Here is a 23,797-nt window from a genome sequence, read left to right on the forward strand (position 1 = left end):
GGCTGCCTGGATACGATCATTCGGTGAGCTGAGCAGGGTCATGGCGTATGGGTTGAGAGTGCACCATTTTTGGTGATCTCAAACCAACTAAACCCCTGCTGCCATGACCATTGCTTTTTTTAGCGCTTTGCCCTTTGAGCAGACCTGGTTTGAGCGATATGCCGGTAACCATCAGATAACCTTTATTCCGAAAGCGCTTACCCTCCAAACGGCCGAACTGGCTAAAGGGCACCGGGCAATTTGCGCTTTTGTAAACGACGACCTGAGCCAATCGGTGCTGGGTCGGCTAAAGCAGATTGGGGTTTCGATTGTCGCTATGCGATCGGTTGGGCTGGATAATGTCGATCAGGAAGCCCTGGAAACGTTAAACATGAAGCTCCTGCACGTACCTGGTCATTCGCCGTATTCAGTAGCCGAGCAGGCTGTTACCTTACTATTAGGAATGATCCGGCACCTGCCCGAAGCCCATAATCGGGTACGGGCAGGCAATTTCTCGATTGATGGGTTGATGGGCTATGACCTTCACGGGAAAACGGTAGGCATCATTGGTACCGGACGTATCGGAAAGGTAGTTGCCCGGATTATGCTGGGGTTTGGGTGCCATGTACTGGCCTACGACATCCGACCCGATCAGAAATTGATGGACGATGGTGTCCGGTATGTGCTGCTTGAGAAGGTTCTTCAACAGGCCGATATTGTATCGCTGCATTGCCCGCTAGCCCCATCAACGTATCACCTGATCAATACCCAATCATTGACCAGCCTGAAACCAGGCGCTATTCTGGTGAATACCGCTCGGGGGCCGCTCGTCGATACGGAAGTCGTTCTGGCCGCTTTGGATGCCGGGCTGTTGTTGGGCTACGCAACGGATGTATACGAAAACGAGCGGCCCTGGTTTCATTACGATTATTCCGACCAACCGATTACAGACGAACTGCTGAATCGGCTCCGCTGCCATCCTGGTGTCTTGCTGACTGCGCATCAGGGGTTCCTAACCGAGGAAGCGCTGCGGCAAACGGCTCGTTTCCTGCTCAATCAGTTTAGTTTTTACGACAATCAGCAGACCGTACTGGTCACGAAAGCGTCGATGTGCTAAGGTCAATGAGACCTGTCTTTCTATCGGCTGGTTTAACCACTTCCCGGTTCCGATTCGTTCTGTTTCATCGGGTCTGTGGGAGCATAGCCTGAAAGGTGAGGTTATAGTTTAAGGAGAGGCCGAGCCGCTCGCAGAGCTTTTTACAGGTAGATGCAACTTGCTCTGGCTGGTTTCGGTTACTGATAGCGATAGAGTCCAATCCCGTTTGTCGCTATGAACATAAGCCTGAACTACTTACAGGAAACCTTTAAAGGACAGTTTGAATACGCTTTGCTTGACGATCTGGCTAAAGTTGGCCAGCAGAAAATAGTACCCACAGGAGCGTACCTGATCCGGCCCGGCGAGTTCATTCGTTCGGTTCCCATTATTATTCGGGGGTCGGTCAAAATCCTGCGCCCCGATCAGGAGGGTCGCGAAGCGTTGCTCTATTACCTGGGCGGGCTGGATGCCTGTGCCATGTCGCTTACCTGCTGCCTGGGCAGCCGGCGCAGTGAAATTACGGCCGTTGCCGAGGAAGAAACCGAACTGATTGCCATACCTGTCGATAAAGTAGATGAATGGCTATGCCGCTATTCGACCTGGAAACAGTTTGTGTTTCAGACCTATCAGAAACGGTTCGACAATCTGTTGACGACCATCGATGAGGTTACTTTTCATAAACTGGACGAACGGCTACTGACCTATCTTCAGAAAAAAGTACAGAGTTGCCAATGCCGCGAACTAACGATTACCCACGAAGAAATTGCCAATGAACTGGCTACCTCCCGGGAGGTAATCTCGCGCTTGCTCAAACAACTCGAAAAAATGAATAAACTTAAGTTGCAACGGGGAAAAATTGAGATGGTGGGTGCTTGAGCATCGTTCGTCACCCATTTAAACGGACTATGTAACAATTATCACGGAAAGCCTTCTGGCCATGTGGTTGTTTTGCCTAAAAGTTTGACGGGCATGACCACAATTCAACTAATTGGCTTTTCTGCATCTATTTTCATTGGCATCAGCCTCGGGCTGATTGGAGGAGGAGGGAGTATCCTGACACTTCCCGTTCTGGTCTACATGATGGGGATCAACCCTGTTCTGTCTACGGCCTATTCGCTATTTGTTGTAGGCACTACATCGTTGGTTGGCTCGGTTAATTACATGCGAAACGAGCAGGTTAATTACCGGGCGGCCTTTGTTTTTGCCATACCTTCTTTTCTGGCTGTTTTCTTAACCCGCAAATACCTGGTTCCGGCCATTCCCGATCCGGTGTTTACCACGGCAAGCTTCGCCCTTAGCCGGAATGTAGCCATCATGCTGTTTTTTGCGCTGGTTATGCTGGCTGCTTCGCTGTCGATGATTCGGGACAAAAAAAAGGAGACCAGCGCCGAAACAGACGCCGTACAGTTCAACTTACCCCTGATTGCTCTCGAAGGGGCACTGGTAGGTACGCTGACGGGGATTGTGGGCGCTGGTGGCGGGTTTCTGATTATTCCGGCGCTGGTGTTGTTGGCGCGACTGCCTATGAAAATGGCGGTTGGAACCTCACTGCTCATCATTGCGGCCAAATCATTAATCGGGTTTCTGGGCGATTTGTCCAACATGCAGGTCGACTGGCCGTTCTTACTCGAATTCACGGCTCTGTCGGTAGTAGGCATTTTTGTGGGGTCCTATCTGTCGCGGTATGTGCCGGGTGAGAAACTTAAAAAGGCCTTTGGCTGGTTTGTACTCATGATGGGCGTGTATATCATTGCTAAGGAGCTGCTTTTTTAATTGACTCAATCTAATCTCCATTCGTCAATCACCAATGACCATGAACATAGAACAGATTTATACAGGTTGCCTCGCGCAAGGGGCTTATTATATTGAAAGCCAGGGCGAAGTAGCCATTATTGATCCACTCCGGGAAGTGAAACCGTATATCGAACGGGCCGAACGGGCAGGGGCTACCATTAAATATGTGCTGGAAACCCATTTCCACGCCGACTTCGTGTCGGGGCACCTCGATCTGGCCAAACAAACCGGCGCCACTATCGTTTACGGTCCCAACGCCAAAACCGGCTTCGAAGCCTACATTGCTCAGGATGGGGAAGAACTGCCGTTGGGAAATGTGAAAATTCGGGTGTTGCATACACCAGGGCATACGATGGAATCGACCTGTTATCTGCTGGTCGATGAGCAGGGCCACGAAAAGGCCTTGTTCAGTGGCGATACGCTGTTTATTGGTGATGTTGGTCGCCCCGACCTGGCTCAGAAATCCGACCTGACCATGGATGATCTGGCGGGTTATCTGTTCGATTCACTTCGTACCAAAATCATGACCCTGCCCAACGATGTGATTGTGTATCCGGCACATGGGGCTGGCTCGGCCTGTGGCAAAAACATGAGCAAGGAAACCACCGACACGCTGGGCAACCAGAAACTATTCAACTATGCCCTACGGGCTACCATGACCCGCGACGAATTCATTCAGGAAGTAACCGACGGGCTGCTGGCTCCTCCCAAATATTTTCCGCAAAATGTACGGATGAATAAGGAAGGGTATGAAAGCATCGATACGGTATTGGACCGGGGAGCGCAACCGCTTAGCCCGGAAGCCTTCGAAGCGGCTGCCAATGAAACGGGGGCGGTGGTGCTCGATGTGCGTTCGGCGCAGGCATTTGCGAAGGGCTTTATTCCGAACTCGATCAACATTGGGCTGGGTGGGCAGTTTGCGCCCTGGGTAGGGGCGCTGGTTCCCGATGTTCGGCAGGAGCTTCTGCTGGTGTGCGATCCCGGTACCGAACAGGAAACCCTGACCCGGCTGGCGCGCGTCGGATACGACCAGGTGCTGGGGTATCTGGAAGGTGGTTTCGGGGCCTGGGCAACCAGTGGTAAAGAAGTGGATACGATTGCATCGATTTCGGCCGATGAACTGGCTGACCGTCTCCAGCAGGGACCCATTTCGGTGATCGACGTTCGGAAGCCGGGCGAATTTACGGCTGAGCACGTCGATGCTGCGAAGAACGTTCCGCTCGATTACATCAGTGAGAACATGGCTGAGTTTCCTAAAAACGAACCGTTCTACATTCATTGTGCCGGCGGCTACCGATCCATGATGGCAGCATCCATTCTGAAATCGCGCGGCTACGATAATGTGATCGATGTGGCTGGGGGCTTTGGCGCCATTCAGAAAAGCGGACGTATCCACACAACTGATTACGTTTGCCCAACCACGCTGAAAAAATAGGTTTGACGCTTAAAAAGCAAAGGCGCTAGTGGATGTTCTGAGAGGGCTTCTGTTAGCGCCTTTTTTAACGTATGACTTACCAGAATCAGCTTCCTGTGTAACAATTGTCACGGATTGTGGTCAACGAGCTATCTACTTTTGGGTCATTGATCGGAGGCAATCAAACGGCCCCATCAGCACATAAACTCGACCAGCCATGTTAAAGGGAAGCAAACTCTATAGCATTCTTTTCAATAAATGCCCACGTTGCCAGGAAGGCGATTTTTTTGTGAGCAAAAGTGCGTATAACCTGAAGCAGTTCGACAAAATGCACGAAACGTGCAGCCATTGTCATCTGCGTTATTCGCCGGAACCAGGATTTTTTACGGGTGCCATGTATGTGAGCTATGCCTATTACGTAGCCTTTATCATCAGCTCATTTGTCCTCTTTTATGCCATACTGGACATCAATCTGGATTATTATCTGGTTGTCCTGCTGCCATCGCTTATTATTCTGACTCCTTTCTTCTTTCGGCTTGCCCGGCGAACCTGGATTAACTTTTTTGTGGATTATCGACCCGAACTAACCAAACCAGAGGCAAACCCGGTGAAAGCAACAGCCCATTCGGAGGTGTTGCCATAACGTCGATACCTACCTCCTGCCCGAACTCACTTACGGCTGGAGGTAGGTGGTTGAATCACGGATGAATAATGGCCCAGCCTTGCTGCTGACGGATAATCAGTTCGCCATTGCCGCTGGGCGTGTAGCCAATAAAAGGTAACATGTCGTCCTTGCTGATTTTGCGTTCCCGTAAGGTATTCTCACACTGAGCCAGCACAACGCCCTGTTTTTGCAGGTCTAGTAAGGTTTGTTCAAACGGGCTGCCTTTTTTCAGGGCTACCACGCCACCACCATGTACGACGAGTTCGACCTCCAGTTTGCCTTTCAGCCGGGTGTCGTCCAAGGCATTCTGAATGTTTTTCAGAGTAGCTTTAATCTTTGATTCATCGTCAGTATTCAACTGATATACTACCTGATAGGTTGATTTGGTGGCTTTGGCACCATGGAAATCAGGCTGAGCTACAACCGATTGAGCCAGAAACAGTACGAATGCCGTCAGGCCAATTGACAGATAATTCATAAGCGTATTGACGTAATAAAATGGATAACTATGACTTGCGAGTAAACTTCACGAAAGTATAGCACATAATCAGTTCGTTATGTGATTTTTATCACGGAAGCAGCGGTACAGAAACCCGTACTTAGCTAAAAAAAGAAGGCTATGAAAAAGAACATGGGTTCCGCTGACCGAATCATCCGGGTTATTGTTGCCGTTGTATTGATTGCCCTGTTTGCAACCAATGTACTGACGGGCACGTGGGGAATGATCAGTTTAGTCGTTGCTGGAATATTCATCGCTACCAGCCTGGTTAGTACCTGTCCGTTGTATCTGCCGTTTGGCATCCGAACCAATCGAATCCGAAAGCACGCTAATTGAGAGGAACGAATGGAAACCTTATTAAAAAAATGGGATGTCATGCGGCTGGTCCGGTTGGTAGCTGGAATCCTTATTATCGGGAGTGCCTTTGTCGACCGTCAGCCTTTACTGGGGCTTATGGGGGGGATACTGCTGCTGCAAAGTCTGCTGAACGTAGGCTGTAGCGCGGCTGGTTGTGGTATGCCCCGGCAAAAGCATTCCACTAATGTCAAGGCCGATAAACCGCAGGACGAGATACCGTATGAAGAAGTACATTAACCGATGGCAGTGGATAGGAGCCTTGCTGGGTGCTGTAGCTGGCTTTGTGTACTGGCGTGAAGTTGGCTGTTTGACCGGCCATTGCCCTATTCAGTCGCACTGGCAGTCCATGAGCATCTGGGGGGCAGTCACCGGATTATTGCTGGGCGATATGCTTCATCAACTCGGCCAAAAACTGATGAACACCTATGGAAACGCAGAAAAAAGAAACGTTTAATGATATTATCAAGGGCGACACGCCCGTACTGGTCGATTTCTCTGCCGAATGGTGCGGTCCCTGCAAAATGATGGGCCCCATTCTGAAAGAGTTTGCCGAACACATGGGCGACCGGGTCCGGGTTCTGAAAATCGACGTCGACCAAAGCCCGGCCGCTGCCAGTACGTACCGGATTCAGGGCGTACCAACGCTGATCCTGTTTCGAAAGGGGCAGGTTGTTTGGCGGCAATCGGGCGTTATCGAAGCCCGGCAACTGGAATATGTGGTAAATCAGCTCGAAACAAATCATGTATAGCCAGGAGTTTTGGAATGCTCGCTATCAGGACCCGGCTTATATTTATGGGGTTGAGCCCAATACGTTTTTTAAGGAATGCCTGGATGCTCTGAATCCAGGACGACTCTTGCTGCCCGCCGAGGGCGAAGGGCGCAATGCCGTTTATGCTGCTCGTATGGGCTGGGCTGTCGATGCCTTTGATCAGAGTATAATAGCTCGTGAAAAAGCCTTGCAGTTGGCAGCAGAGGCCTGTACCTCCATTCACTATGAGACCAGTACACTACAGGCATTTTCGGCACCAGCCAATACCTACGATCTGGTCGGGCTGATTTATGCGCATATCCCGTCGGCTGACCGTCGGCAGGTTCATCAACAACTGGTTTCGACTTTAACGCCATCGGGCTATCTGGTGCTGGAAGCTTTTCATAAAGACCAGTTGGGGCGGGGGTCGGGCGGCCCTAAAGACCCGGATATGCTGTATAACCAAGCTGAGTTACTGGAAGACTTTAGGGAATTGGAAATTCTGAAAATTGAGGAAACCAACGTTGAACTCCACGAAGGAGCGTATCATAATGGCTTAGCCTGTGTAGTTCGGCTAATGGCCCGAAAAAAGTAATTGATTACCCACTTTTCTTAACTTAAACGGAGACGACGCCACGGGTTCAGTCCGTGGCGTTCGTGTTTGTAATGACGTTCTGAAAACGAAGGCTGCTGAACGGGCTCTGTGACTATTGTTACGGAGTTTGAATTCTCGAAGCCAGACCTTTGCTTAAACTCCATTAATCCGTTGAAAGGTACTGGTACGTAGTGTTTTGCGCAGAACGTAAAGCGCCTTTGATTCGGTCAAGGTATGCAAGCTAAAGATCATTTCGACCAAACGATTCAATCCCTTCAGCGCACCCTACTGGTTTTGGCAGGGTTGCTGGTTATTACGGTTATTGCTACCGCTATGCTGATCGCATTCCAGGTTGGCTGGATCGATGCATCGGCAAAAAGGGAGGAGCCGATGGCTTCGTCCGGTAGCTCATCGACCGCCCTATCCGTGAAGACGGAGGAACCGCTTTGGCAGACACCATCCGAGGCAAAGCTGGCCGCGCTTTCCAATGGCGACCTGATCCGCTATGGTAAAGAGTTGATCGCCAATACGGCTCTGTATCTGGGACCTATGGGTACGGTAATGCATACATCGAACGGAATGAACTGTCAGAACTGCCATCTTGACGCGGGCACGAAGCCCTGGGGAAACAACTACAGTACAGTGGCATCGACTTATCCAAAATTTCGGGCACGTTCGGGTAGGGTCGAAACCATCGTGAAGCGGGTAAACGATTGTTTTGAACGCAGCCTGAATGGTAAAGGTCTAGACAGTAATAGCCGGGAAATGAAAGCCATTGTCGCCTATATCCAGTTTCTGGGCGATGGCATTCCTAAAGGCAAAAGTCCTAACGGATCGGGTATCTGGAAAGTACCGTATCTCGACCGTGCGGCCAATCCCGAAAAAGGCAGGCTGACGTATGAGCAGAAATGTGTGAGTTGCCACGGCACTACAGGGCAGGGCGTAGCAAAACCCGATGGGAGTGGTTATACGTTTCCACCGCTTTGGGGACCAAATAGCTACAACCAGGGAGCCGGGCTGTTTCGCCTTTCACGACTGGCGGGGTACATTAAGTCTAATATGCCGCTGGGAGCTAGTTGGGATAAACCGCAATTGAGCGACGAGGAAGCCTGGGACCTTGCCGCCTTTATCAATTCGAGGCCCCGACCGGGCAAAGATCTACGCAACGACTGGCCCAACCTGGCCAGCAAGCCCGTCGATCATCCTTTTGGGCCCTATGCCGACTCGTTTTCCGAAAAACAGCATAAGTTTGGACCGTTTAAACCCATTGAGGCTTACAAAAACGCGCATTCCGAATCGAAATGAGTGCTTCGCGACGAGGGTAGCTGGTTGTAAAATTGGACGTTCGTTATAATGGATAGGACACCGGATAGGGGTAAAGGGCATAGAGTCATTTTTCAGTTTGTTTCGCCCGATGAGGCTTCGCAGCAAGCTTTGATCAGTAATCTGAAAAATCTGCTGGCCATATGGCCCGAGGCCGAAGTTGAAGTTGTGGTTCATGGCCCCGGTATTGACCTGATCACGGCTAGTAAGACACGCTACGCGCAGCCTTTGCAACAATTTGTTGATCATCACGCGGTTCGGATTGTGGTGTGTGAGAATAGCCTGCGTAGTAAACAGTTGACACTTGAGGATATGCTTCCCTCCGTCGAAACGGTCCCCGTAGCCATCATCGAACTAATTCTGAAACAGGAACAGGGCTGGGCCTATATAAAGGCTGGAGTATAAAGTTCGGTACAGGTGGCTGGTATCGCTATCTTCGAAAAAGTCGGATTACCTTTTTTAACCAGTTGAGCCGGTGAAGTCGCCACCGGATTACCGGGGGCGTAATAGCCTTGAATTCCTGACCTGTTTCGGTCGGTATCGCACTGGATTTGGGTATGGTAAGAACCTGCGATGCATAAAGGCTACGATGGCCCGACATCAGAAAGCTAATAACGCAGGATATGGCTGCATAGGGAGCCACCTCGGCTCCAAACAGTTCGATGGCTAAAATACTACAGGCAATGGGCGTGTTGGCCGCGCCAGCCAGCAGACTGACAAAACCAATAGCGGCAAAGGTTGAATGGTCTGCTCCAATCAAGTCGGCGTAGAAACTGCCCGCTGTGGCTCCAATAAATAAAGTGGGGGTGATGACACTTCCACTCCGACTGATGGTTAGTGTAATAACCGTAAAGAGCGCTTTGAGTAGAAAGGTGTAAGGCTTGACCGGATGGCCTTCTATCGCATTTTCCATCAAATTAAGTCCCAGCCCCAGGTAATCGCGCGAAAATAAAAGTGTCAGGCCAACCAGCACCAGCCCCCCCAGCAACCCTTTCCAGGGCCGCCAGATCGGAATGGAGTTTACGGCCGATGTACAGGACTGGATGAGCCGAATCAGCCCGTACGCACATAAACCAAAGATGATCCCCCCACCCAGCAATTGCAGAAAGAAACCCCGCCCGAAAGCCGGAACAAACTGAAGTGGATAATAGAAAAAAGTGACGCCAAGTGCTGAAGATATCTGGTAAGCCGTGATCGATGCTACGAACGCAGGAAGCAGCATATCGTATAGAATTACCCCTACTGCCAGTAATTCGATGCCGAACAAGGCGCCCGCAATAGGCGCCCCAAACACGCAGGAAAAACCCGCACAAAACCCGCATAGCACCATTTTTCGTCGGTCCATATCGTCGACCCGGAATAGAGTGGCACAGAGGCTACCTAATCCCGCCCCAATTTGTGCACATGGACTTTCTTTTCCGGCCGAACCACCCGTAGCCAGAATCAGAATGACATTAATGACTTTAGTGGGTACAAAACTTCCTTCCATCTTCCCGTAATTTCGGTTGATGGCCGCAATCAGGGCGTCGGTGCCAACATGCTGTTTCAGGACAAACTGACTGAGCAGGTTAGCGACAAAAAAACTGATTGGCAGCCAGTAAAACACGTACTGGTAGTGGTTACTCTGCTCGATCACATAATGGATAAACAGAATAAAACCCGAAGCAGCCAAACCCGTCAGACAGCCAATCAGCACCGACAGAATAACCCACTTAAGGACACTAAATAACAGAACCAGTTCTTCATGGATGCGCATGCTCGTTTAACCCGTTAGAAGCTGATGTGTTAAGATAAGCCTTTAATTGGCGCTATGTAACAATTATCACGGAAAACGGGCGATTACCTGAAGAGTTTTGTGAAATTATTCAACACAACATAGGACATGATCGGACGTTTACTGGCTTTGGGATTGATGGCGCTGCTAACGACCAACGGGACGGCGGTATGGGCCAATCAGCCTGATACGCTGACCGCCAAACAGCAACGCTGGCTTGGGCGCGAGCGTTTTCCTATTCGCGCCCGGTCGTTTTTTATGGCAACGGATAATCAGGGCGAGTTGAGCGATGCGTATGCGTGGGGTGTTGGCGTAGGGCTTGGGTATCAGACCCCCCGGCTTTTCAACCACCTGACCGTAGGCGGAACGGCGTTTTTTAGCAAGAACCTGCTCTCGTCCGATCTGGCGGCCCGCGATTCGCAAACGGGTCAGCCAAACCGTTACGAAATTGGCTTGTTTGATGGACAAAATCCAGGCAACCATGCGGTGCTTAGTCGACTCGAAGAGGTATATGCCCAGTATGTGTTCGGTAAAAAATCATGGATTACGCTTGGCCGTCAGCTACCTCGTAGTCCGTTTATTAATCCGCAGGATGGCCGTATGTCGCCCACGTTTGTAGAGGGCATCGTGCTGGAATGGAATGAGCGACCCAACACCCAGATCCATGCCGAATACCTGACCCGAATCGCTCCCCGCTCGACCCTGGGCTGGTACACAATTGGCGAAAGTATGGGATTGTATCCGGTTGGGGTCGATGCTACAGGTAAGGCTTCACAATATGCCGGAAACACGCAGTCGGCGGGTATTACGCAACTGGCTATAACCCAGAAAGTCGGCAAAGTAGTGCTTCAGCTTTGGGATACGCATGTACAGAATATTTTCAATATGACTTACACCCGAGCCGATCTGGGCATTCCAGCCGGAAAAAAGCGACAGGTTGTGGCTGGTCTTCAACTGGCTCGCCAATGGACGGTTGGGAACGGGGGAAACGACGAATCGGCCAAAGCTTACGACCAGCCCGGTAATCGCTCGCTGATTTTTTCGGGGCGGGTTGGCTACCAGACTACCCGCTGGACGTCTTACCTGAACGCGACGCGCATCACGGCCGAAGGGCGCTACCTGATGCCCCGCGAGTGGGGTCGTGACCCGTTTTATACATTTCTGATGCGGGAAAAAAACGAAGGATTTGGCGACCTGACCGCCGTGAATACTAATCTCTTCTTTACACCCACCAGCCACATCAAAGCCGAAGCAAGTTTTGGGTACTATCGGTTACCTGATGTAAAAAACAGTGTCTTAAACAAGTACGGAATGCCTTCCTATACGCAAACCAATTTAAGTTTTACCTACCGCTCCGGTAATTTTCCGAACAGTTGGGATGTTCAACTGTTGTGGGTACTTAAAACCGACGTTGGCAATACCTACGACAACAACCGCTACGTCTATAATCGGGTAGGTATGCACCAGATCAATTTAATTCTCAACTATCGCTTATAAATCAATTCATGGAGTTTATCGACCTTATCCGTAAGCCCTGGCCCTGGTATGTGGCCGGGCCACTGATCGGCCTCACAGTTCCGACGCTGTTACTCATCGGAAACAAATCGTTCGGTATTTCGTCGTCGCTTCGGCACCTATGCGCGGCCTGTCTGCCTGCTAATATTCCGTTTTTTCAATACAACTGGAAAAAAGAAATCTGGAATCTGTTTTTTGTAGCGGGCACTGTACTCGGCGGCTTTCTGGCGACCCATTTTCTGGAAAACCCCGATGCGTTCCAACTGTCGGCCGCTACCGTCACCGACCTGAAGGCACTTGGCATCCGGGACTTTTCGGGCCTGATGCCCGCCGATCTGTTCGATACGGTCAATCTGTTTACACTTAAAGGACTGGTATTTTTTGTGTTCGGTGGATTTCTGGTGGGTTTCGGCACGCGCTGGGCGGGTGGCTGTACGTCGGGCCATGCCATTATGGGCCTATCGAACCTGCAATGGCCGTCGCTGATAGCTACCTGCTGTTTTATGGTTGGTGGTTTTACCATGACGCACCTGATTCTACCTCATTTAATGAAATTGTTTTAACGATATGGGCTTTGATGCTCTCCTAAAAATCATGCAAAATACAGTAAGCCCAGATGCGTTGGTGTGCGATGCCCCCAACGATATGAAAAAAACTGAGAGTGGTCTCGCCAATCTTAAGTACCTGGTGGTCGGGATTTTATTCGGCATTGTGTTCGTGAAAGCTGAAATCATTTCGTGGTTTCGTATTCAGGAAATGTTTCGGTTGCAAAGCTTCCATATGTACGGAGTCATTGGCTCGGCGGTAGTCGTCGGAATGGTTTCGGTATGGCTCATCAAACGGTTCGATATAAAAACGCTCTCGGGCGAACGGGTTGAGTTTCATCCCAAAACATTCAATAAAGGCCAGATTTACGGAGGGCTACTGTTTGGGTTGGGATGGGCCATTACGGGAGCCTGCCCAGGCCCATTATTTGCCCAGATTGGTAGTGGCTACATGGTGGTCATTGCGACTTTGCTGAGTGCAGTGGCGGGTACGTGGGTATATGGCTATCTGCGCGAAAAATTGCCTCACTAATTTTTTCATGTAATTGATCAATCATAAGTACTTGGACTAATTCACTTTAGAGTATTCTGAGTGAGATAATTTGTCATGCTGACGAAGGAAGCATCTCCGGGTCAGTAAAAAAAGCTGTTGGCGAAGATGCTTCCTTCGTCAGCATGACAAAAAATAGTCTAATATGCTTTCACTAAGCTACTTATGTCCTTATGGCTAAAAGCGGGAGTATGTAACAATTGTCACATACTCCCGCTTTTTATTGTTTCATTTTTAGGAAAAATTTAACTATTCCTAAGAATGACTACTCATTTTCAAGTACTGGTAGTGGGCGGGGGCAATGCCGGTTTGTCGGCGGCTGCTCAACTGCTTCACAAAGCTTCATCCTTACAGCTGGGCATTATCGAGCCTTCGGCCAAACATTATTACCAACCCGCCTGGACACTCGTAGGCGCAGGGCAATTCGATATTCGGGATACGGAAAAAGATGAACAGGATTACGTTCCTGAAGGAGCCGAGTGGATCCGGGATGCGGTAACCGCCTTTCAGCCTGAGCAGAATCAGGTGACCTGCCAAAGCGGAGCCACTTATACCTACGATTCGCTGGTAGTGGTGCCGGGAATTCAGTTGGACTGGGCCAAAATTAAAGGCTTCAGCGAAACACTGGGTAAAAATCAGGTATCGAGTAATTACTCGTTTCAGACAGCCCCCTACACTTGGGAGCTAATCCGAAACTTTAAAGGGGGAGTAGCGGTATTTACCAACCCTGCCACACCCGTCAAATGTGGAGGGGCACCTCACAAAATCATGTATTTGGCCTGCGACTACTGGCGTAAAAATGGAGTGCTTGACAAAACAGAGGTTCATTATATATCGGGAGCTGGGGCCATTTTTGCCGTAAAAGAGTTTGCCCGGACACTCGAAGGGCTCCTGAAACGGTATCGGATCAAAACCCATTTCCTTCAGAACGTTACGGAAGTGGATGGCCCAAATCACAGGATCTATTTTGAAGGCAAAGATGCCGATGGAAATGTGCAGAAGCAGTCGATACAATTCGATATGGCCCACATTACCCCTCCGCAGTCGGCCCCCGACTTCATAAAAAATAGCCCGCTGGCCGATCCGACACAACCACTGGGTTGGGTCGAGGTCAATAAATTTACGTTTCAGCATACGCGCTTTTCCAATGTGTTTGCCTGTGGAGATGTGAGCAATGCGCCTACCTCAAAAACGGGGGCTGCCATCCGCAAACAGGCACCAGTCATGGTCGATCATATACTGGCACAGCTACACAAAACCCAGTCCAGTGCCAGGTACGACGGGTATACGGCCTGCCCCATCCCGACCGAATACGGCAAACTGATGCTGGCCGAATTCGACTACACGAACAAGCCTAAAATGACATTCCCGTTCGATCAGGCCGTGCCGCGCTGGACCATGTGGCTGCTGAAAAAGTATATGTTGCCCTGGCTCTACTGGCACCGAATCCTGACTGGAAAAGCCTGAAAAGCTGACGATAATCATCCGGTCTTTGTAACATACATCACAGAAGCAGCCTCGCCTTTCAGCCAATTTTGATGCATCCATTTAATCATCAAAATGTCATGAACGTAGAGCAAATTTATACCGGTTGTCTGGCCGAGGCTGCGTATTATATTGAGAGCAACGGTGAAGCGGCCATCATCGATCCCCTTCGTGAAACCAAACCGTACATTGAACGGGCGGCTGCTGATGAGGCCACGATTAAATACATTTTTGAAACACACTTCCACGCCGATTTCGTATCGGGCCACCTCGATCTGGCGGCCAAAACCGGGGCTACCATCGTTTTCGGCCCAACGGCACAGCCCGGCTATACGGCGCATGTGGCTAAAGATGGCGAAGAATTCTCGGTAGGGAGCGTGAAAATTCGGGTACTCCACACGCCGGGGCATACGATGGAGTCATCGACGTTTTTACTGATTGACGAGAATGGGAAAGAATCAGCCATTTTTACGGGTGATACCTTGTTTATTGGCGATGTAGGCCGCCCCGACCTGGCCGTTAAAACCGATCTGACCCGCGAAGATCTGGCGGGGTATCTGTACGATAGCCTGCATACGAAAATCCTGACTCTACCCGACGATGTGACTGTTTATCCAGGGCATGGTGCTGGCTCGGCCTGTGGCAAAAACATGAGCAAAGAAACCATCGACACGCTGGGAAATCAGAAACGGTTCAATTACGCCCTGCGCGCTCGGTCGAAACAGGAATTTGTGAAGGAAGTCACTACCGGCCTGATGCCCCCTCCGCAGTACTTCCCGAAAAATGCTGTGCTCAACAAAATGGGTTATGGGCAGGTCGATGAGGTGATTCAACAGGGTACTCAGGCGCTGTCGCCAGCCGCGTTTGAAGCAGCCGCCAATGAGGTTGGGGCTTTGATGATCGACGTACGCGCTGCTCAGGAATTTGCAAAAGGATTTATTCCAAACTCGATCAATATTGGCCTGGAAGGGCAGTTTGCCGGGTGGGTCGGTACACTGGTGCCCGATCTGAAACAACCGATTCTGCTCATTTCGCCCGAGGGGAAAGCCGAAGAAGCCGTACTACGACTGGCACGGGTAGGCTACGATAATTGCATTGGTTATTTGAAGGGTGGGTTTGCCACCTGGCAGGCCGAAGGCCGTGAAGTCGATACGGTTACGTCTGTTTCTGCCGGGACATTTGCCGAACGCTATGCGCAAAATCCCGACTTACCCGTACTCGATGTTCGGCGTAAAAGCGAGTTTGATTCAGAGCATATGGTAGGGGCCGAGAATTTGCCGCTGGATTATCTGAACGACAATATGGCTCGGATCGACCGAAGCCAAACGTATTACGTTCACTGTGCCGGAGGCTATCGTTCAATGGTGGCGATCTCAATCCTGAAAGCACGCGGGTTCTCTAACCTGATCGATGTAGCAGGCGGGTTTGCGGCCATCAAGCAAACCGGCAAACTGCCCGTTACTGATTACGTTTGTCCAACTACGCTTCTTTAATCGTATAACCGTGAGCCTGTCAGGTACGGCAGGCTCACTTTTCCTCTATTTATCCTCATGGAAACGCATGAATATAAAGTAAACCTGGACTGGCAATATGCTCGTCTGGGCCGACTCAGTTCGCCCGATCTGACCGAAACGATTGAGGTGGCTACTCCCCCCGAATTTCCCAAGGGAATGCCAGGAATCTGGTCGCCGGAGCATTTGCTGGTGGCGGCCGTTTCGGGCTGTTTTATGACAACGTTTCTGGCGATTGCCGAAAATTCAAAACTGAATTTTGAAGACTTCGACTGTCAGGCCATCGGTACGCTTGAATCCGTAAGTACTAAGTTGATGATCAGTGAAATAAAGCTGTTTCCCCATGTTTTACTTAATCATGAGGGCGATATGGAAAAAGCCCGGCGCGTGCTTCAGAAGACCGAACAAGCCTGCCTGATCACCAACTCCATTCAATCGAAAGTAATCATGGAACCCAAAATCCAGATCTCGCTTCAGGTATACGATTAACAGCCGGGTATATTGCTAAACCGCGAGGGCGCAATAGACGCAAAGAATAAGTACTTCTTTGCGTCTATTGCGCCCTCGCGGTTTAGCAATATGCTAGTTCAAATTCCGCCAGCTACCGGCATCGTGTACATTGGTTAGGCCCTGACTGGATAAGAAAGCTTTGGCGCGGGCACTCCGCATGCCTGAAGCGCAGCAGACTACAATCGGTTTCTGATAGCTTTTGACTTTGTTCAGTTTCGTCTCAAGCTGGTCCAGTGGAATGTTTACGGCACCTTTGGCATGACCTCCGGCAAATTCACTCGCTGAGCGAACATCAACAATAACGGCTCCCTGTTCCAGCACGTCCTGAAGCTGGGTATTGCCCGAACCGCCAAATACTGATTTTAATAAATTTATCATGGTTATTAATGGTTCTAATTGATGATGTGAATTTCGGGAATATGCGGTGGTCACTACGTGATAAATATCACGCAATGAGGAATTTGTCGGAGATTTAGGCTTAATGGCTCAGATACGCATAACCAGGACCGGCTTTTGGGAATGATTAAGCACATCTTCGGCTACACTGCCCGACAGAAAATGCCGAAGGCCTTTGTAGCCGTGGGTAAACAGAAGGATCAGATCGGCATTGACCTCTTCGGCATAGTTGATGATGCCGTCAGGGATGTTTCGGGCCTGCCGAACGGCAAAGTCGAATTGGGTAATGTTCTGTGAACGGGCAAATTCGCTAACCCAGTCATGTACACCCTCCGGGACATGGTTATCCAGCGGGGTGGTCACGTAAAGAAACTGATGCAATCCCTGTTTTCCCATCTGAAACGGATACTGCTGAGCTACTTTCAGGCGGTCGTCGATGTCGATGCCACAAACGATCGTTTCGGGCTGGAAATGGGGAATGGGTTGCTTCACAACAAGTACCGGGCATTTGGCATAGCGGACAATGGCCTCGGCGTTGGAGCCAATCAGCCACTCTTCCAGCCCGGTTGCCCCTTCCGACGTCATCACAATCAGGTCGGCTCCCTGGTCTGTAATGTTATGGACCAAACCCTCGCCATTGGTGAGTAAGATGGGTACAATCGTAACTCCTTTGTATTGCTCGTTGGTAGCCAGCCGTTCCAGTGCGGTTCTGGCTTCCTGCTCAATAGCCTGGCATTCTTCCAGCGTACGGTTTACGGCAATCGTGGCCGCTTCGGCGTAGGCGGGTACGGGTAGGGGGTATACAACCGAATGGACGAGTTGTATCGTGGCTCCGGAGGTGCGGGCAATATCGACCGCTACAGACAGCGCCATATCGGTTTCGGTACGTAAATCAGAGGGGACAACAATCGTGTTCATACCCATTAGTTGTTTAGGATTCGGGCCAAAACAACGGGAATGCAACCGAATTTGTACTGATTAGTGAGGGGTAATGGTCTGATTTTCATCACTGATAATAATCACCTGCTTGCCTGACGGCGCTCTGCCTATAGCGACCCCGGAGCCTGTAGCTTTGGGTATTCAAACCCCTAGCTACAAGTAGCCATGTTACATGACTTATCGCCAGAAGTGACCGATTTTGTACTGCGTAATCAGTTCTTTGGACGCATTGGCTGCTATGCAGACGGACAGGTATTGGTGTTGCCAGTTGCCTATCTGTACGATGGGCAGGCCATCTATGGTCAAACCCGGGAAGGCACGAAAACCCGTTTGCTTCGGCAAAACCCGAAGGTATGTTTTGAGGTAGACGAAATAACCAGCCCGACCTACTGGCGGAGTGTGGTGGTGCAGGGTGAATATGAGGAATTGACTGGCGACGAACGTGCAGATGTAGCACAACGCCTGGGGCCCGGCCGGGTAGCCCCCCGGATGTATACGCAGGAAGTAGTTACGGAATCGGTTGCCGAGAAGCCCATGATCGTATACCGAATTCGGATTCTTAGCAAAACGGGGCGTAGTGAAACAAAAGAATAAGTCTGAGAACCTGGTTTAACCTATACAATCATGGAAGCGCTTGATACCACCATCGTTACTGTGTATATAGTGGTCAATAGCCTGTCGGTGTTACAGTGGATCGCTAGCTACCGATGGCCGCTGGCAGCCCGAATAGGCTTCTTTATACTCTTTCTGGGAGCCGCCATCATCAATACCCGTACGGGGCTGGAAACGCCCTGGCTCTATCAGGATTTTGCCGATTATGCCATCCCGTTATACCGTCGATTTATCATGGGGCCTTTCGAAACCATGATCACGCCCATGGTCCAAAGCATAGCCGTGGGTCAGTTACTTATTGCGGCATCGATGTTTATGGAGGGGAATTGGTTTAGAGCAGGCTGCCTGGGGGGTATTATTTTCTGCCTGGCGATCACCCCGCTCGGCTTTGCAGCCGCTTTTCCGGCTACACTGCTCATGGCAACAGCTTTTTACCAGCTTTACCGCCAGGGAAACAATCGGCTGGAGAAAAAAGAAACAGACTCTAAAACCCTGGCTTTACCGTTTAACTAGAATGAACGTATAGCCAACACCGTTAAGATTGGCTTAAGGCCATGAAGTGATTTGTCGGATTGCGCTCAAATTTACCCCGTGCTTATTCCCATGATACCAACCGATACCCCACCCAAAACGCGTTCAGACCAGCATCGTATCCGGCCGTTGGTGATGGATACACTCACGCAGGCACTCGACGGGCCTAAAGGTCGACGGTCGGAACTGCGGTTTATCATACAGGTTGGCTGGCAATTTTTGAAAGGATTACGTACGCTGCACTTTGTAGGGCCATGCGTTACGGTTTTCGGGTCGGCACGTTTTCGTGAAGGGCATCCCTATTATGCACTGGCGCGTCAGGTTGGGCGAGCCATTCGGGACCTGGGCTTTACCGTCATGACAGGGGGTGGACCCGGCCTGATGGAGGCTGCCAATCGTGGGGCTTATGAAGCAGGTGGGCGATCGGTAGGGTGTAACATTCGACTCCCGTTTGAGCAGCGACCCAATCCGTATTTGCATACGGGCGTTACGATCGACTTCTTTTTTGTGCGGAAAGTGCTTCTGCTGAAGTATTCATACGCCTTTGTGGTGATGCCCGGTGGCTGGGGAACGATGGACGAGCTATTCGAAACCCTGACCCTCGTGCAAACGGGCGTAATTCACCAGTTTCCGGTGGTATTGATGGGACGCGATTATTATCAGCCATTGCTGAATTATATGCAGGATATGATAAAGGCCGGAACGATCAGTCAGAGCGATCTGCAGTATGTCTGTTTAACCGACGACGTAGAGGAAGCTCAGCAACATATTCGGACGTATGTTCAGCAGAACTACACGATCGTTAAACGGCGCAAGCCTTTATGGTGGCTTCTGGAGCGAGTATGAATGAGTTGGTTTCGATAAACAACCTTATCTGGTTATTTTTTTAGACGTGTCATGTATAAAATCCTCTTATTAACTGATTTTTCAGCGGCCTCACAACATGCAATTGCGTATACACAGGCCCTTTTCGACGATACGGCGGCCGACTTTTGTTTGCTGTATGCCTGCCCGATAGAACCCGATATGGAATATGCCGGGGCCACATTGCTGGCCGAACGCTGGCAGATGGCCGAACAATCGCTCAAACAACTCCGGCTCGAAATGACCGGCCAATCGGCACCTGCATACCATACCTACCGTACCATGGCGGTGATGGGTTCGCCAGCGGGCATCGTAAATCAATTGCTCGTTAAAGAACACTATGATTTGGTCGTATTGGGGGCTACGGGTTCGGGCTGGAGCGAACTGTTGGGGAGTGTCGCCACCGATCTGGTCAGCGATGCGAAAACAAATGTGTTGGTGGTACCTGCGTCTGCCCCCATTCGACCCCTGGAAAAAATTGTTCTGGCAACGGATTATCGGTCGGTCAACGATGCCCAGTCGCTCCGCATACTGAACGATCTGGCAAGCCGAAAAGACGCTGACCTGACGGTATTAACGATCGAGAACCCGGAAAAGCCTGAAACGCGAACGTCAGAATTAGGTCGGCAATATATACTGGATGCATTTCAGGAAGTGACTACGGACACGTATACCATCTACGACGACAACGTATTACAGGGTATCAGAACCTATCTGAAGATGCACACGGTCGATATGCTGGTCATGTTGCCGCATCACAAAAGCTTTTTCGACATTATTCGGCATAAAAGTGTGAGCCGCACCATGGCCTTTCGGCCTACGGTTCCGTTGCTGGCCCTTTACGATGCGCCCCTGCGGCATGAATCCTCTAAATTCGATAAGATCCCATTTGCCACGTACTTAGATTAATACCCGTATGAAAACCGAAAAATACCGCCAGCTTACCGATGTGCATCTGCTGCATCGAATCTGGCGCAGCGAACTGGAGCTGGCCCTTCAGGAAGTAAACTTTTGGGAAGACCTGCTCGGAACCTTAAACGAAGCTATAGACCCAACGTCGATACCCATCGATACCTGGCAAACCGAGATTAGCCAGCTTCATCATTTTCGCCGATGGATTAAGCGACTGCTGAATGAGATAGAGGAAGTGAATGAACAGGTGGCTTTAGGGGTTCGTTTCGATCAGGTGCTGGATAAGGATACGCGTCAGAACCACCAGTACCTACGCGAAGAAATGGATAGCTTTCATAGCGATTTCCGCACATTCAAAAACCACATACGCCAGTACCTGTCCGCTCAGCCTGCCTTGTAAGGAGGCAGGGCCTCATCCCGACAATCCCGCTACCAACATCTGTGGCGGGATTGTTTGTATCGGGAAACCAAAAAACCAGTTCAGGAAGCCCGAACTGGTTTCACCACTCACATACTAGTTTGATTAACCAACTACAACGCAACTGTTTGGTAGGTAAGCTTGCTCCGGATGGGTTAAATTGTTGAGAGTAACCTGAGCAATCTGAGCAAGTGCTTCTGCCGTTAAGAAGCCCTGATGAGACGTCACTACCACATTCGGTAAATGGGTCAGCGTATTCAGTTCAGAATCTGGTAATGGCTTCTCCGACCAATCGGCAAAGAAGAAATCCTCTTCAAGTTCATAGACATCGATGCCCAAGGCGCCAAGTTGACCCGAGTGCAGGGCGTTGAGTACCGCCGGTGTATCCAGTAAGCCTCCCCGGCTGGTATTGAGCAGGTAAGCGCCCGTTTTCATCAGCCCGAGCGAATCGGGGTTAATCAGGTGATGCGTTTCGGGCGTAAGCGGGCAATGTAACGAGACGATGTCGGATGCGGATAATAGCTCAGGGAGTGTCCGGTATTCTACCCCCAGTTGTTGCAAAACGGCCGATCGAACTTTATCATAAGCCAGTACATGGCAGCCAAAGCCGAGCATGATCCGGGCAAAGGCCACCCCGATTTTGCCGGTGCCTATGATACCAATCCGCTTGCCGTAAAGATCAAAGCCCAGCAGCCCATCGAGCGTAAAGTTATTTTTTCGGGTGCGCTGGTAAGCCAGATGTATTTTTCGATTCAGCGCCATCAGCAGGGCTACCGCATGTTCGGCCACCGAGTGAGGAGAGTAGCTGGGAACTCGTAAAACCTGAATGCCTAATTGCTGAGCGACGTCAATATCGACGTGGTTATAGCCCGTACAGCGTAAAGCGACCCGTTTAATTCCCAGATCGGCCAGGCGATGCAATGTAGGCGCGTTAAGCTGATCGTGGACAAACACACATACCGCGTCGTGACCAGCCGCCAGTATGGCCGTTTCGGGCGAAAGGGCCTGACGGATAAATGTCAGTTGATGTTGTGTGGCTTGATTGGCCGACTCCAGAAACGGCTGTTCAAACGGCTGGTAGCTAAAAAAGGCAATTTTCATAGTGTGGGCAAACGGAGTTCGATCTAAACAATAGCCAGTAAGGGTAAATCAGTCAGGCGGGCCATGCGTTGTGTTTCTCCTTCCGAGAATAGCTGCCATAGCCAGCTTCGGCTTTGTGGGAGCATCATGATCAGATCGGCTTTGTTGGTATGGGAAAAGTCCAGAAGGGTTGTGTACACTTCTTCGCCCCCTACAATGCTTAGCGTATGCGGTTGTTGACTAAGCAGGCGACGAATCAGTTCAGCTCGCTCTTTTACCTGAGGAGCCGCTGGTGTGTCGCTGATGCAGAGTACGTTGACGACACTGCCAAACTCCCGCGCAAACGTGAGGGCGGTTTCCAGCGCAATGGCATTGGGCGGTACAGCCAGGTCAATGCCTAACACAATGTTTTTCAGTCCGGCATAGCCCGTGCCTGGTGGAACCAGCAGTAGCGGGACTTCGGTTTCGGCAACCATGTTGGTAGCAATACTGCCCATCAACTGAGCACTCTGAGGGGCCGTACCCACAGTCGACATAATGAGTAAATCAGCCCGTTGGGCTTTGGTAAACTGCCGGATGGCGTTCATGGTATGGCCTTCCTGAGCAACGCACTCAATGGGGATAGTAAGGCCAAGATCCGTTTCGAGTTGCTGGGCAAGATGATTTAATGCCTTTTCACTGTTGGCCTGCATAGCGTTTACCGACAGCGGGAAGTCGCCTTCTTTGGCGGGATTATCGGGCCAGAGGTGAAAGGCATGAAAGAGAACAAGACGGGCCTTTTGCTCATTCGCCAGTTGGGCCGCAAACTGGGCAACCCGGTTGGCATTCGCAGAAAAGTCGGTAGCAAGAACAATCGTTTTCATAAGTGAAGTAGAAACGGGCAGGCTCGGCTAACTAAGCAGCAAAGCCGCCTGCGTGTTAAATGACGCTGTAAAACAACAGCGATTCGGCTACAGCACCTATGATAGCAATCAGACGGTTATGTGATTTTGGTAAGCGCTCGGTCCGTAAACCGGCGTTGCCCCAGATGAACCTACGCCATTTATCAGCCATTTTCTACATTCTATTGATCCATTTCGACGCTTCGTCAGATCCTGCTTTTAGCCGGGTGGGTCAGTCCACTACTTTTGTCCGCAAGTGAACGAAGCCTGTCCAGTTACGGACAGAATTATACAATGGTAAATTTATTAACTAGCTGATTGTTAGGTTTTAGCGAGAATTGGCACAGGCTTTGGAATCCTATAGACAACACAGTAAACAACACATTCAAAACACATAACACAAATACTACCATGTTAACACTAATGAGCAAAGTCGCAGCGTCAATCTTAGTAAGTGCTTCGACGTTAATGAATCCTACTACGCCTAAAGGGCTTTCTTTCGATGCCAGTGCATACGTGACGGCCAATCATGAAATTCGGGTGGCTGTTCAGAAATCAGCGTCTATTCCAGTCGTTGTCGTATTGAAGAATAAGAGCAACCAGGTCCTGTTTGAGCAGAACATCGGTAAGAAAGAAGAAAAGTACGCTATGAAATTGAACGTAGACGATCTGGCCGACGGCGAGTATGAACTGGAGATCAAATCCAGCGAAGGCAGCATTCGCAAGCAGGTGAATTTGTCGACAAAGCCCGTTCTGCAAAGTAACCGTACCATTGCCATGCAATAAACGTAGCGAACATAGAAA

At 50.3% G+C, this 23,797-nt stretch carries 31 protein-coding genes; 25 read left to right on the top strand and 6 right to left on the bottom strand.

Annotated features, from left to right (window positions below; genetic code table 11):
• The first annotated feature begins 103 nt into the window (after nucleotides 1-103).
• The 5 genes from B153_RS0115510 (at nucleotide 104) to B153_RS35280 (ending at nucleotide 4,926) form a co-directional block, all read left to right on the top strand.
• A complete protein-coding gene (locus tag B153_RS0115510) occupies nucleotides 104-1,096 on the top strand; it encodes a 2-hydroxyacid dehydrogenase (RefSeq protein ID WP_020597646.1) in 993 nt (330 codons plus the stop codon).
• A gap of 213 nt (nucleotides 1,097-1,309) precedes the next feature.
• A complete protein-coding gene (locus B153_RS0115515; protein ID WP_020597647.1) occupies nucleotides 1,310-1,951 on the top strand; it encodes a Crp/Fnr family transcriptional regulator in 642 nt (213 codons plus the stop codon).
• 93 nt (nucleotides 1,952-2,044) lie between these two features.
• Nucleotides 2,045-2,848, top strand: a complete 804-nt coding sequence (locus B153_RS0115520) for a sulfite exporter TauE/SafE family protein (RefSeq protein ID WP_020597648.1) — start codon at nucleotides 2,045-2,047, stop codon at nucleotides 2,846-2,848.
• 40 nt (nucleotides 2,849-2,888) lie between these two features.
• A complete protein-coding gene (locus B153_RS0115525) occupies nucleotides 2,889-4,304 on the top strand; it encodes an MBL fold metallo-hydrolase (RefSeq protein ID WP_026262190.1) in 1,416 nt (471 codons plus the stop codon).
• Nucleotides 4,305-4,500: 196 nt separating this feature from the next.
• Entirely contained in the window at nucleotides 4,501-4,926 is a 426-nt protein-coding gene (locus B153_RS35280; RefSeq protein WP_020597650.1) for a DUF983 domain-containing protein, read from the top strand.
• Nucleotides 4,927-4,981: 55 nt separating this feature from the next.
• Here the strand turns inward: B153_RS35280 and B153_RS0115535 are convergent, their stop codons facing one another.
• On the bottom strand, nucleotides 4,982-5,425 hold the full coding sequence (locus B153_RS0115535) for a DsrE family protein (protein ID WP_020597651.1): 444 nt from the start codon (nucleotides 5,423-5,425) through the stop codon (nucleotides 4,982-4,984).
• A gap of 141 nt (nucleotides 5,426-5,566) precedes the next feature.
• On the opposite strand from B153_RS0115535, the gene B153_RS0115540 reads away from it, so the two are divergent.
• The 7 genes from B153_RS0115540 (at nucleotide 5,567) to B153_RS0115570 (ending at nucleotide 8,875) form a co-directional block, all read left to right on the top strand.
• Nucleotides 5,567-5,782, top strand: coding sequence for a YgaP family membrane protein (locus B153_RS0115540; RefSeq protein WP_020597652.1), 216 nt, complete (start codon nucleotides 5,567-5,569; stop codon nucleotides 5,780-5,782).
• A 9-nt stretch (nucleotides 5,783-5,791) separates the two neighbouring features.
• The gene (locus B153_RS0115545) at nucleotides 5,792-6,040 is read left to right on the top strand and encodes a hypothetical protein (RefSeq protein ID WP_020597653.1); all 249 of its coding nucleotides are present in this window, start codon (nucleotides 5,792-5,794) and stop codon (nucleotides 6,038-6,040) included.
• Nucleotides 6,024-6,257, top strand: coding sequence for a hypothetical protein (locus B153_RS35285; RefSeq protein WP_020597654.1), 234 nt, complete (start codon nucleotides 6,024-6,026; stop codon nucleotides 6,255-6,257). Before B153_RS0115545 ends, B153_RS35285 begins: the two co-directional genes overlap by 17 nt.
• Nucleotides 6,229-6,552, top strand: coding sequence for a thioredoxin (gene trxA, locus B153_RS0115555; RefSeq protein WP_020597655.1), 324 nt, complete (start codon nucleotides 6,229-6,231; stop codon nucleotides 6,550-6,552). Before B153_RS35285 ends, trxA begins: the two co-directional genes overlap by 29 nt.
• Nucleotides 6,545-7,147, top strand: coding sequence for a class I SAM-dependent methyltransferase (locus B153_RS0115560; protein WP_020597656.1), 603 nt, complete (start codon nucleotides 6,545-6,547; stop codon nucleotides 7,145-7,147). Before trxA ends, B153_RS0115560 begins: the two co-directional genes overlap by 8 nt.
• A 234-nt stretch (nucleotides 7,148-7,381) precedes the next feature.
• On the top strand, nucleotides 7,382-8,452 hold the full coding sequence (locus tag B153_RS0115565) for a c-type cytochrome (protein ID WP_020597657.1): 1,071 nt from the start codon (nucleotides 7,382-7,384) through the stop codon (nucleotides 8,450-8,452).
• A 48-nt stretch (nucleotides 8,453-8,500) separates the two neighbouring features.
• Nucleotides 8,501-8,875, top strand: coding sequence for a DsrE family protein (locus B153_RS0115570; protein WP_020597658.1), 375 nt, complete (start codon nucleotides 8,501-8,503; stop codon nucleotides 8,873-8,875).
• Between the two features lie 25 nt (nucleotides 8,876-8,900).
• On the opposite strand, the gene B153_RS0115575 is transcribed toward B153_RS0115570, so the two are convergent.
• Entirely contained in the window at nucleotides 8,901-10,226 is a 1,326-nt protein-coding gene (locus B153_RS0115575; protein ID WP_020597659.1) for a chloride channel protein, read from the bottom strand.
• Between the two features lie 126 nt (nucleotides 10,227-10,352).
• On the opposite strand from B153_RS0115575, the gene B153_RS0115580 reads away from it, so the two are divergent.
• From B153_RS0115580 to B153_RS0115605, 6 genes are all read left to right on the top strand, one after another.
• Nucleotides 10,353-11,741: an OprD family outer membrane porin gene (locus tag B153_RS0115580; protein WP_020597660.1), complete on the top strand. Its 1,389-nt coding sequence runs from the start codon at nucleotides 10,353-10,355 to the stop codon at nucleotides 11,739-11,741.
• Between the two features lie 8 nt (nucleotides 11,742-11,749).
• Entirely contained in the window at nucleotides 11,750-12,322 is a 573-nt protein-coding gene (locus B153_RS0115585) for a YeeE/YedE family protein (RefSeq protein WP_020597661.1), read from the top strand.
• A 31-nt stretch (nucleotides 12,323-12,353) separates the two neighbouring features.
• Nucleotides 12,354-12,836 (top strand): YeeE/YedE family protein, encoded by a 483-nt coding sequence (locus B153_RS0115590; RefSeq protein ID WP_157634712.1) that lies wholly within the window; start codon nucleotides 12,354-12,356, stop codon nucleotides 12,834-12,836.
• Nucleotides 12,837-13,115: 279 nt separating this feature from the next.
• Entirely contained in the window at nucleotides 13,116-14,321 is a 1,206-nt protein-coding gene (locus B153_RS0115595; RefSeq protein WP_020597663.1) for an NAD(P)/FAD-dependent oxidoreductase, read from the top strand.
• A gap of 98 nt (nucleotides 14,322-14,419) precedes the next feature.
• The gene (locus tag B153_RS0115600; RefSeq protein WP_020597664.1) at nucleotides 14,420-15,832 is read left to right on the top strand and encodes an MBL fold metallo-hydrolase; all 1,413 of its coding nucleotides are present in this window, start codon (nucleotides 14,420-14,422) and stop codon (nucleotides 15,830-15,832) included.
• A 57-nt stretch (nucleotides 15,833-15,889) separates the two neighbouring features.
• Entirely contained in the window at nucleotides 15,890-16,339 is a 450-nt protein-coding gene (locus B153_RS0115605) for an OsmC family protein (RefSeq protein ID WP_020597665.1), read from the top strand.
• Nucleotides 16,340-16,432: 93 nt separating this feature from the next.
• Here B153_RS0115605 and B153_RS0115610 read toward each other — a convergent pair whose 3' ends face one another.
• Nucleotides 16,433-16,738, bottom strand: coding sequence for a rhodanese-like domain-containing protein (locus B153_RS0115610; protein WP_020597666.1), 306 nt, complete (start codon nucleotides 16,736-16,738; stop codon nucleotides 16,433-16,435).
• Between the two features lie 108 nt (nucleotides 16,739-16,846).
• Nucleotides 16,847-17,674, bottom strand: coding sequence for a universal stress protein (locus B153_RS0115615; protein WP_026262191.1), 828 nt, complete (start codon nucleotides 17,672-17,674; stop codon nucleotides 16,847-16,849).
• Nucleotides 17,675-17,860: 186 nt separating this feature from the next.
• Here B153_RS0115615 and B153_RS0115620 point away from each other — a divergent pair, with 186 nt between their 5' ends.
• From B153_RS0115620 to B153_RS0115640, 5 genes are all read left to right on the top strand, one after another.
• Nucleotides 17,861-18,289 carry a pyridoxamine 5'-phosphate oxidase family protein gene (locus tag B153_RS0115620; RefSeq protein WP_020597668.1) on the top strand — a complete coding sequence of 143 codons (429 nt, stop codon included), beginning with the start codon at nucleotides 17,861-17,863 and terminating at the stop codon, nucleotides 18,287-18,289.
• A gap of 30 nt (nucleotides 18,290-18,319) precedes the next feature.
• On the top strand, nucleotides 18,320-18,820 hold the full coding sequence (locus tag B153_RS0115625; RefSeq protein ID WP_020597669.1) for a hypothetical protein: 501 nt from the start codon (nucleotides 18,320-18,322) through the stop codon (nucleotides 18,818-18,820).
• A 90-nt stretch (nucleotides 18,821-18,910) separates the two neighbouring features.
• Nucleotides 18,911-19,684, top strand: a complete 774-nt coding sequence (locus tag B153_RS0115630) for an LOG family protein (RefSeq protein WP_020597670.1) — start codon at nucleotides 18,911-18,913, stop codon at nucleotides 19,682-19,684.
• 51 nt (nucleotides 19,685-19,735) lie between these two features.
• The gene (locus B153_RS0115635) at nucleotides 19,736-20,611 is read left to right on the top strand and encodes a universal stress protein (RefSeq protein WP_020597671.1); all 876 of its coding nucleotides are present in this window, start codon (nucleotides 19,736-19,738) and stop codon (nucleotides 20,609-20,611) included.
• 7 nt (nucleotides 20,612-20,618) lie between these two features.
• Complete coding sequence (locus tag B153_RS0115640; protein WP_020597672.1) at nucleotides 20,619-21,014, top strand: hypothetical protein; 396 nt, start codon at nucleotides 20,619-20,621, stop codon at nucleotides 21,012-21,014.
• 123 nt (nucleotides 21,015-21,137) lie between these two features.
• On the opposite strand, the gene B153_RS0115645 is transcribed toward B153_RS0115640, so the two are convergent.
• Together B153_RS0115645 and B153_RS0115650 are read right to left on the bottom strand one after the other, a co-directional pair.
• Nucleotides 21,138-22,133, bottom strand: coding sequence for a 2-hydroxyacid dehydrogenase (locus B153_RS0115645; RefSeq protein ID WP_020597673.1), 996 nt, complete (start codon nucleotides 22,131-22,133; stop codon nucleotides 21,138-21,140).
• A gap of 23 nt (nucleotides 22,134-22,156) precedes the next feature.
• Entirely contained in the window at nucleotides 22,157-22,975 is an 819-nt protein-coding gene (locus B153_RS0115650; RefSeq protein ID WP_020597674.1) for a universal stress protein, read from the bottom strand.
• A 98-nt stretch (nucleotides 22,976-23,073) separates the two neighbouring features.
• Between B153_RS0115650 and B153_RS38250 the strand changes: the two genes are divergently transcribed.
• Complete coding sequence (locus B153_RS38250; protein ID WP_211221685.1) at nucleotides 23,074-23,253, top strand: hypothetical protein; 180 nt, start codon at nucleotides 23,074-23,076, stop codon at nucleotides 23,251-23,253.
• Nucleotides 23,254-23,461: 208 nt separating this feature from the next.
• Nucleotides 23,462-23,779: a hypothetical protein gene (locus B153_RS0115660; protein WP_245564895.1), complete on the top strand. Its 318-nt coding sequence runs from the start codon at nucleotides 23,462-23,464 to the stop codon at nucleotides 23,777-23,779.
• Nucleotides 23,780-23,797 lie beyond the last annotated feature (18 nt).

Origin of the sequence: Spirosoma panaciterrae DSM 21099, assembly GCF_000374025.1 — a bacterium.
In the GTDB taxonomy this organism is placed as follows: domain Bacteria; phylum Bacteroidota; class Bacteroidia; order Cytophagales; family Spirosomataceae; genus Spirosoma; species Spirosoma panaciterrae.

Bases quoted from the DNA above. Each gene is read 5' to 3' on its own strand.
- B153_RS0115535 (WP_020597651.1), bottom strand. From the start codon at position 5,425: ATGAATTATCTGTCAATTGGCCTGACGGCATTCGTACTGTTTCTGGCT.
- B153_RS0115650 (WP_020597674.1), bottom strand. From the start codon at position 22,975: ATGAAAACGATTGTTCTTGCTACCGACTTTTCTGCGAATGCCAACCGG.
- B153_RS0115660 (WP_245564895.1), top strand. From the start codon at position 23,462: ATGAATCCTACTACGCCTAAAGGGCTTTCTTTCGATGCCAGTGCATAC.
- B153_RS0115570 (WP_020597658.1), top strand. From the start codon at position 8,501: ATGGATAGGACACCGGATAGGGGTAAAGGGCATAGAGTCATTTTTCAG.
- B153_RS0115575 (WP_020597659.1), bottom strand. From the start codon at position 10,226: ATGCGCATCCATGAAGAACTGGTTCTGTTATTTAGTGTCCTTAAGTGG.
- trxA (WP_020597655.1), top strand. From the start codon at position 6,229: ATGGAAACGCAGAAAAAAGAAACGTTTAATGATATTATCAAGGGCGAC.
- B153_RS35280 (WP_020597650.1), top strand. From the start codon at position 4,501: ATGTTAAAGGGAAGCAAACTCTATAGCATTCTTTTCAATAAATGCCCA.
- B153_RS0115645 (WP_020597673.1), bottom strand. From the start codon at position 22,133: ATGAAAATTGCCTTTTTTAGCTACCAGCCGTTTGAACAGCCGTTTCTG.
- B153_RS0115595 (WP_020597663.1), top strand. From the start codon at position 13,116: ATGACTACTCATTTTCAAGTACTGGTAGTGGGCGGGGGCAATGCCGGT.
- B153_RS0115630 (WP_020597670.1), top strand. From the start codon at position 18,911: ATGATACCAACCGATACCCCACCCAAAACGCGTTCAGACCAGCATCGT.
- B153_RS0115560 (WP_020597656.1), top strand. From the start codon at position 6,545: ATGTATAGCCAGGAGTTTTGGAATGCTCGCTATCAGGACCCGGCTTAT.
- B153_RS0115640 (WP_020597672.1), top strand. From the start codon at position 20,619: ATGAAAACCGAAAAATACCGCCAGCTTACCGATGTGCATCTGCTGCAT.
- B153_RS0115590 (WP_157634712.1), top strand. From the start codon at position 12,354: ATGCAAAATACAGTAAGCCCAGATGCGTTGGTGTGCGATGCCCCCAAC.
- B153_RS0115620 (WP_020597668.1), top strand. From the start codon at position 17,861: ATGTTACATGACTTATCGCCAGAAGTGACCGATTTTGTACTGCGTAAT.
- B153_RS0115585 (WP_020597661.1), top strand. From the start codon at position 11,750: ATGGAGTTTATCGACCTTATCCGTAAGCCCTGGCCCTGGTATGTGGCC.
- B153_RS0115525 (WP_026262190.1), top strand. From the start codon at position 2,889: ATGAACATAGAACAGATTTATACAGGTTGCCTCGCGCAAGGGGCTTAT.
- B153_RS0115610 (WP_020597666.1), bottom strand. From the start codon at position 16,738: ATGATAAATTTATTAAAATCAGTATTTGGCGGTTCGGGCAATACCCAG.
- B153_RS35285 (WP_020597654.1), top strand. From the start codon at position 6,024: ATGAAGAAGTACATTAACCGATGGCAGTGGATAGGAGCCTTGCTGGGT.
- B153_RS0115510 (WP_020597646.1), top strand. From the start codon at position 104: ATGACCATTGCTTTTTTTAGCGCTTTGCCCTTTGAGCAGACCTGGTTT.
- B153_RS0115615 (WP_026262191.1), bottom strand. From the start codon at position 17,674: ATGAACACGATTGTTGTCCCCTCTGATTTACGTACCGAAACCGATATG.
- B153_RS0115635 (WP_020597671.1), top strand. From the start codon at position 19,736: ATGTATAAAATCCTCTTATTAACTGATTTTTCAGCGGCCTCACAACAT.
- B153_RS0115540 (WP_020597652.1), top strand. From the start codon at position 5,567: ATGAAAAAGAACATGGGTTCCGCTGACCGAATCATCCGGGTTATTGTT.
- B153_RS38250 (WP_211221685.1), top strand. From the start codon at position 23,074: ATGATAGCAATCAGACGGTTATGTGATTTTGGTAAGCGCTCGGTCCGT.
- B153_RS0115605 (WP_020597665.1), top strand. From the start codon at position 15,890: ATGGAAACGCATGAATATAAAGTAAACCTGGACTGGCAATATGCTCGT.
- B153_RS0115515 (WP_020597647.1), top strand. From the start codon at position 1,310: ATGAACATAAGCCTGAACTACTTACAGGAAACCTTTAAAGGACAGTTT.
- B153_RS0115625 (WP_020597669.1), top strand. From the start codon at position 18,320: ATGGAAGCGCTTGATACCACCATCGTTACTGTGTATATAGTGGTCAAT.
- B153_RS0115545 (WP_020597653.1), top strand. From the start codon at position 5,792: ATGGAAACCTTATTAAAAAAATGGGATGTCATGCGGCTGGTCCGGTTG.
- B153_RS0115600 (WP_020597664.1), top strand. From the start codon at position 14,420: ATGAACGTAGAGCAAATTTATACCGGTTGTCTGGCCGAGGCTGCGTAT.
- B153_RS0115520 (WP_020597648.1), top strand. From the start codon at position 2,045: ATGACCACAATTCAACTAATTGGCTTTTCTGCATCTATTTTCATTGGC.
- B153_RS0115565 (WP_020597657.1), top strand. From the start codon at position 7,382: ATGCAAGCTAAAGATCATTTCGACCAAACGATTCAATCCCTTCAGCGC.
- B153_RS0115580 (WP_020597660.1), top strand. From the start codon at position 10,353: ATGATCGGACGTTTACTGGCTTTGGGATTGATGGCGCTGCTAACGACC.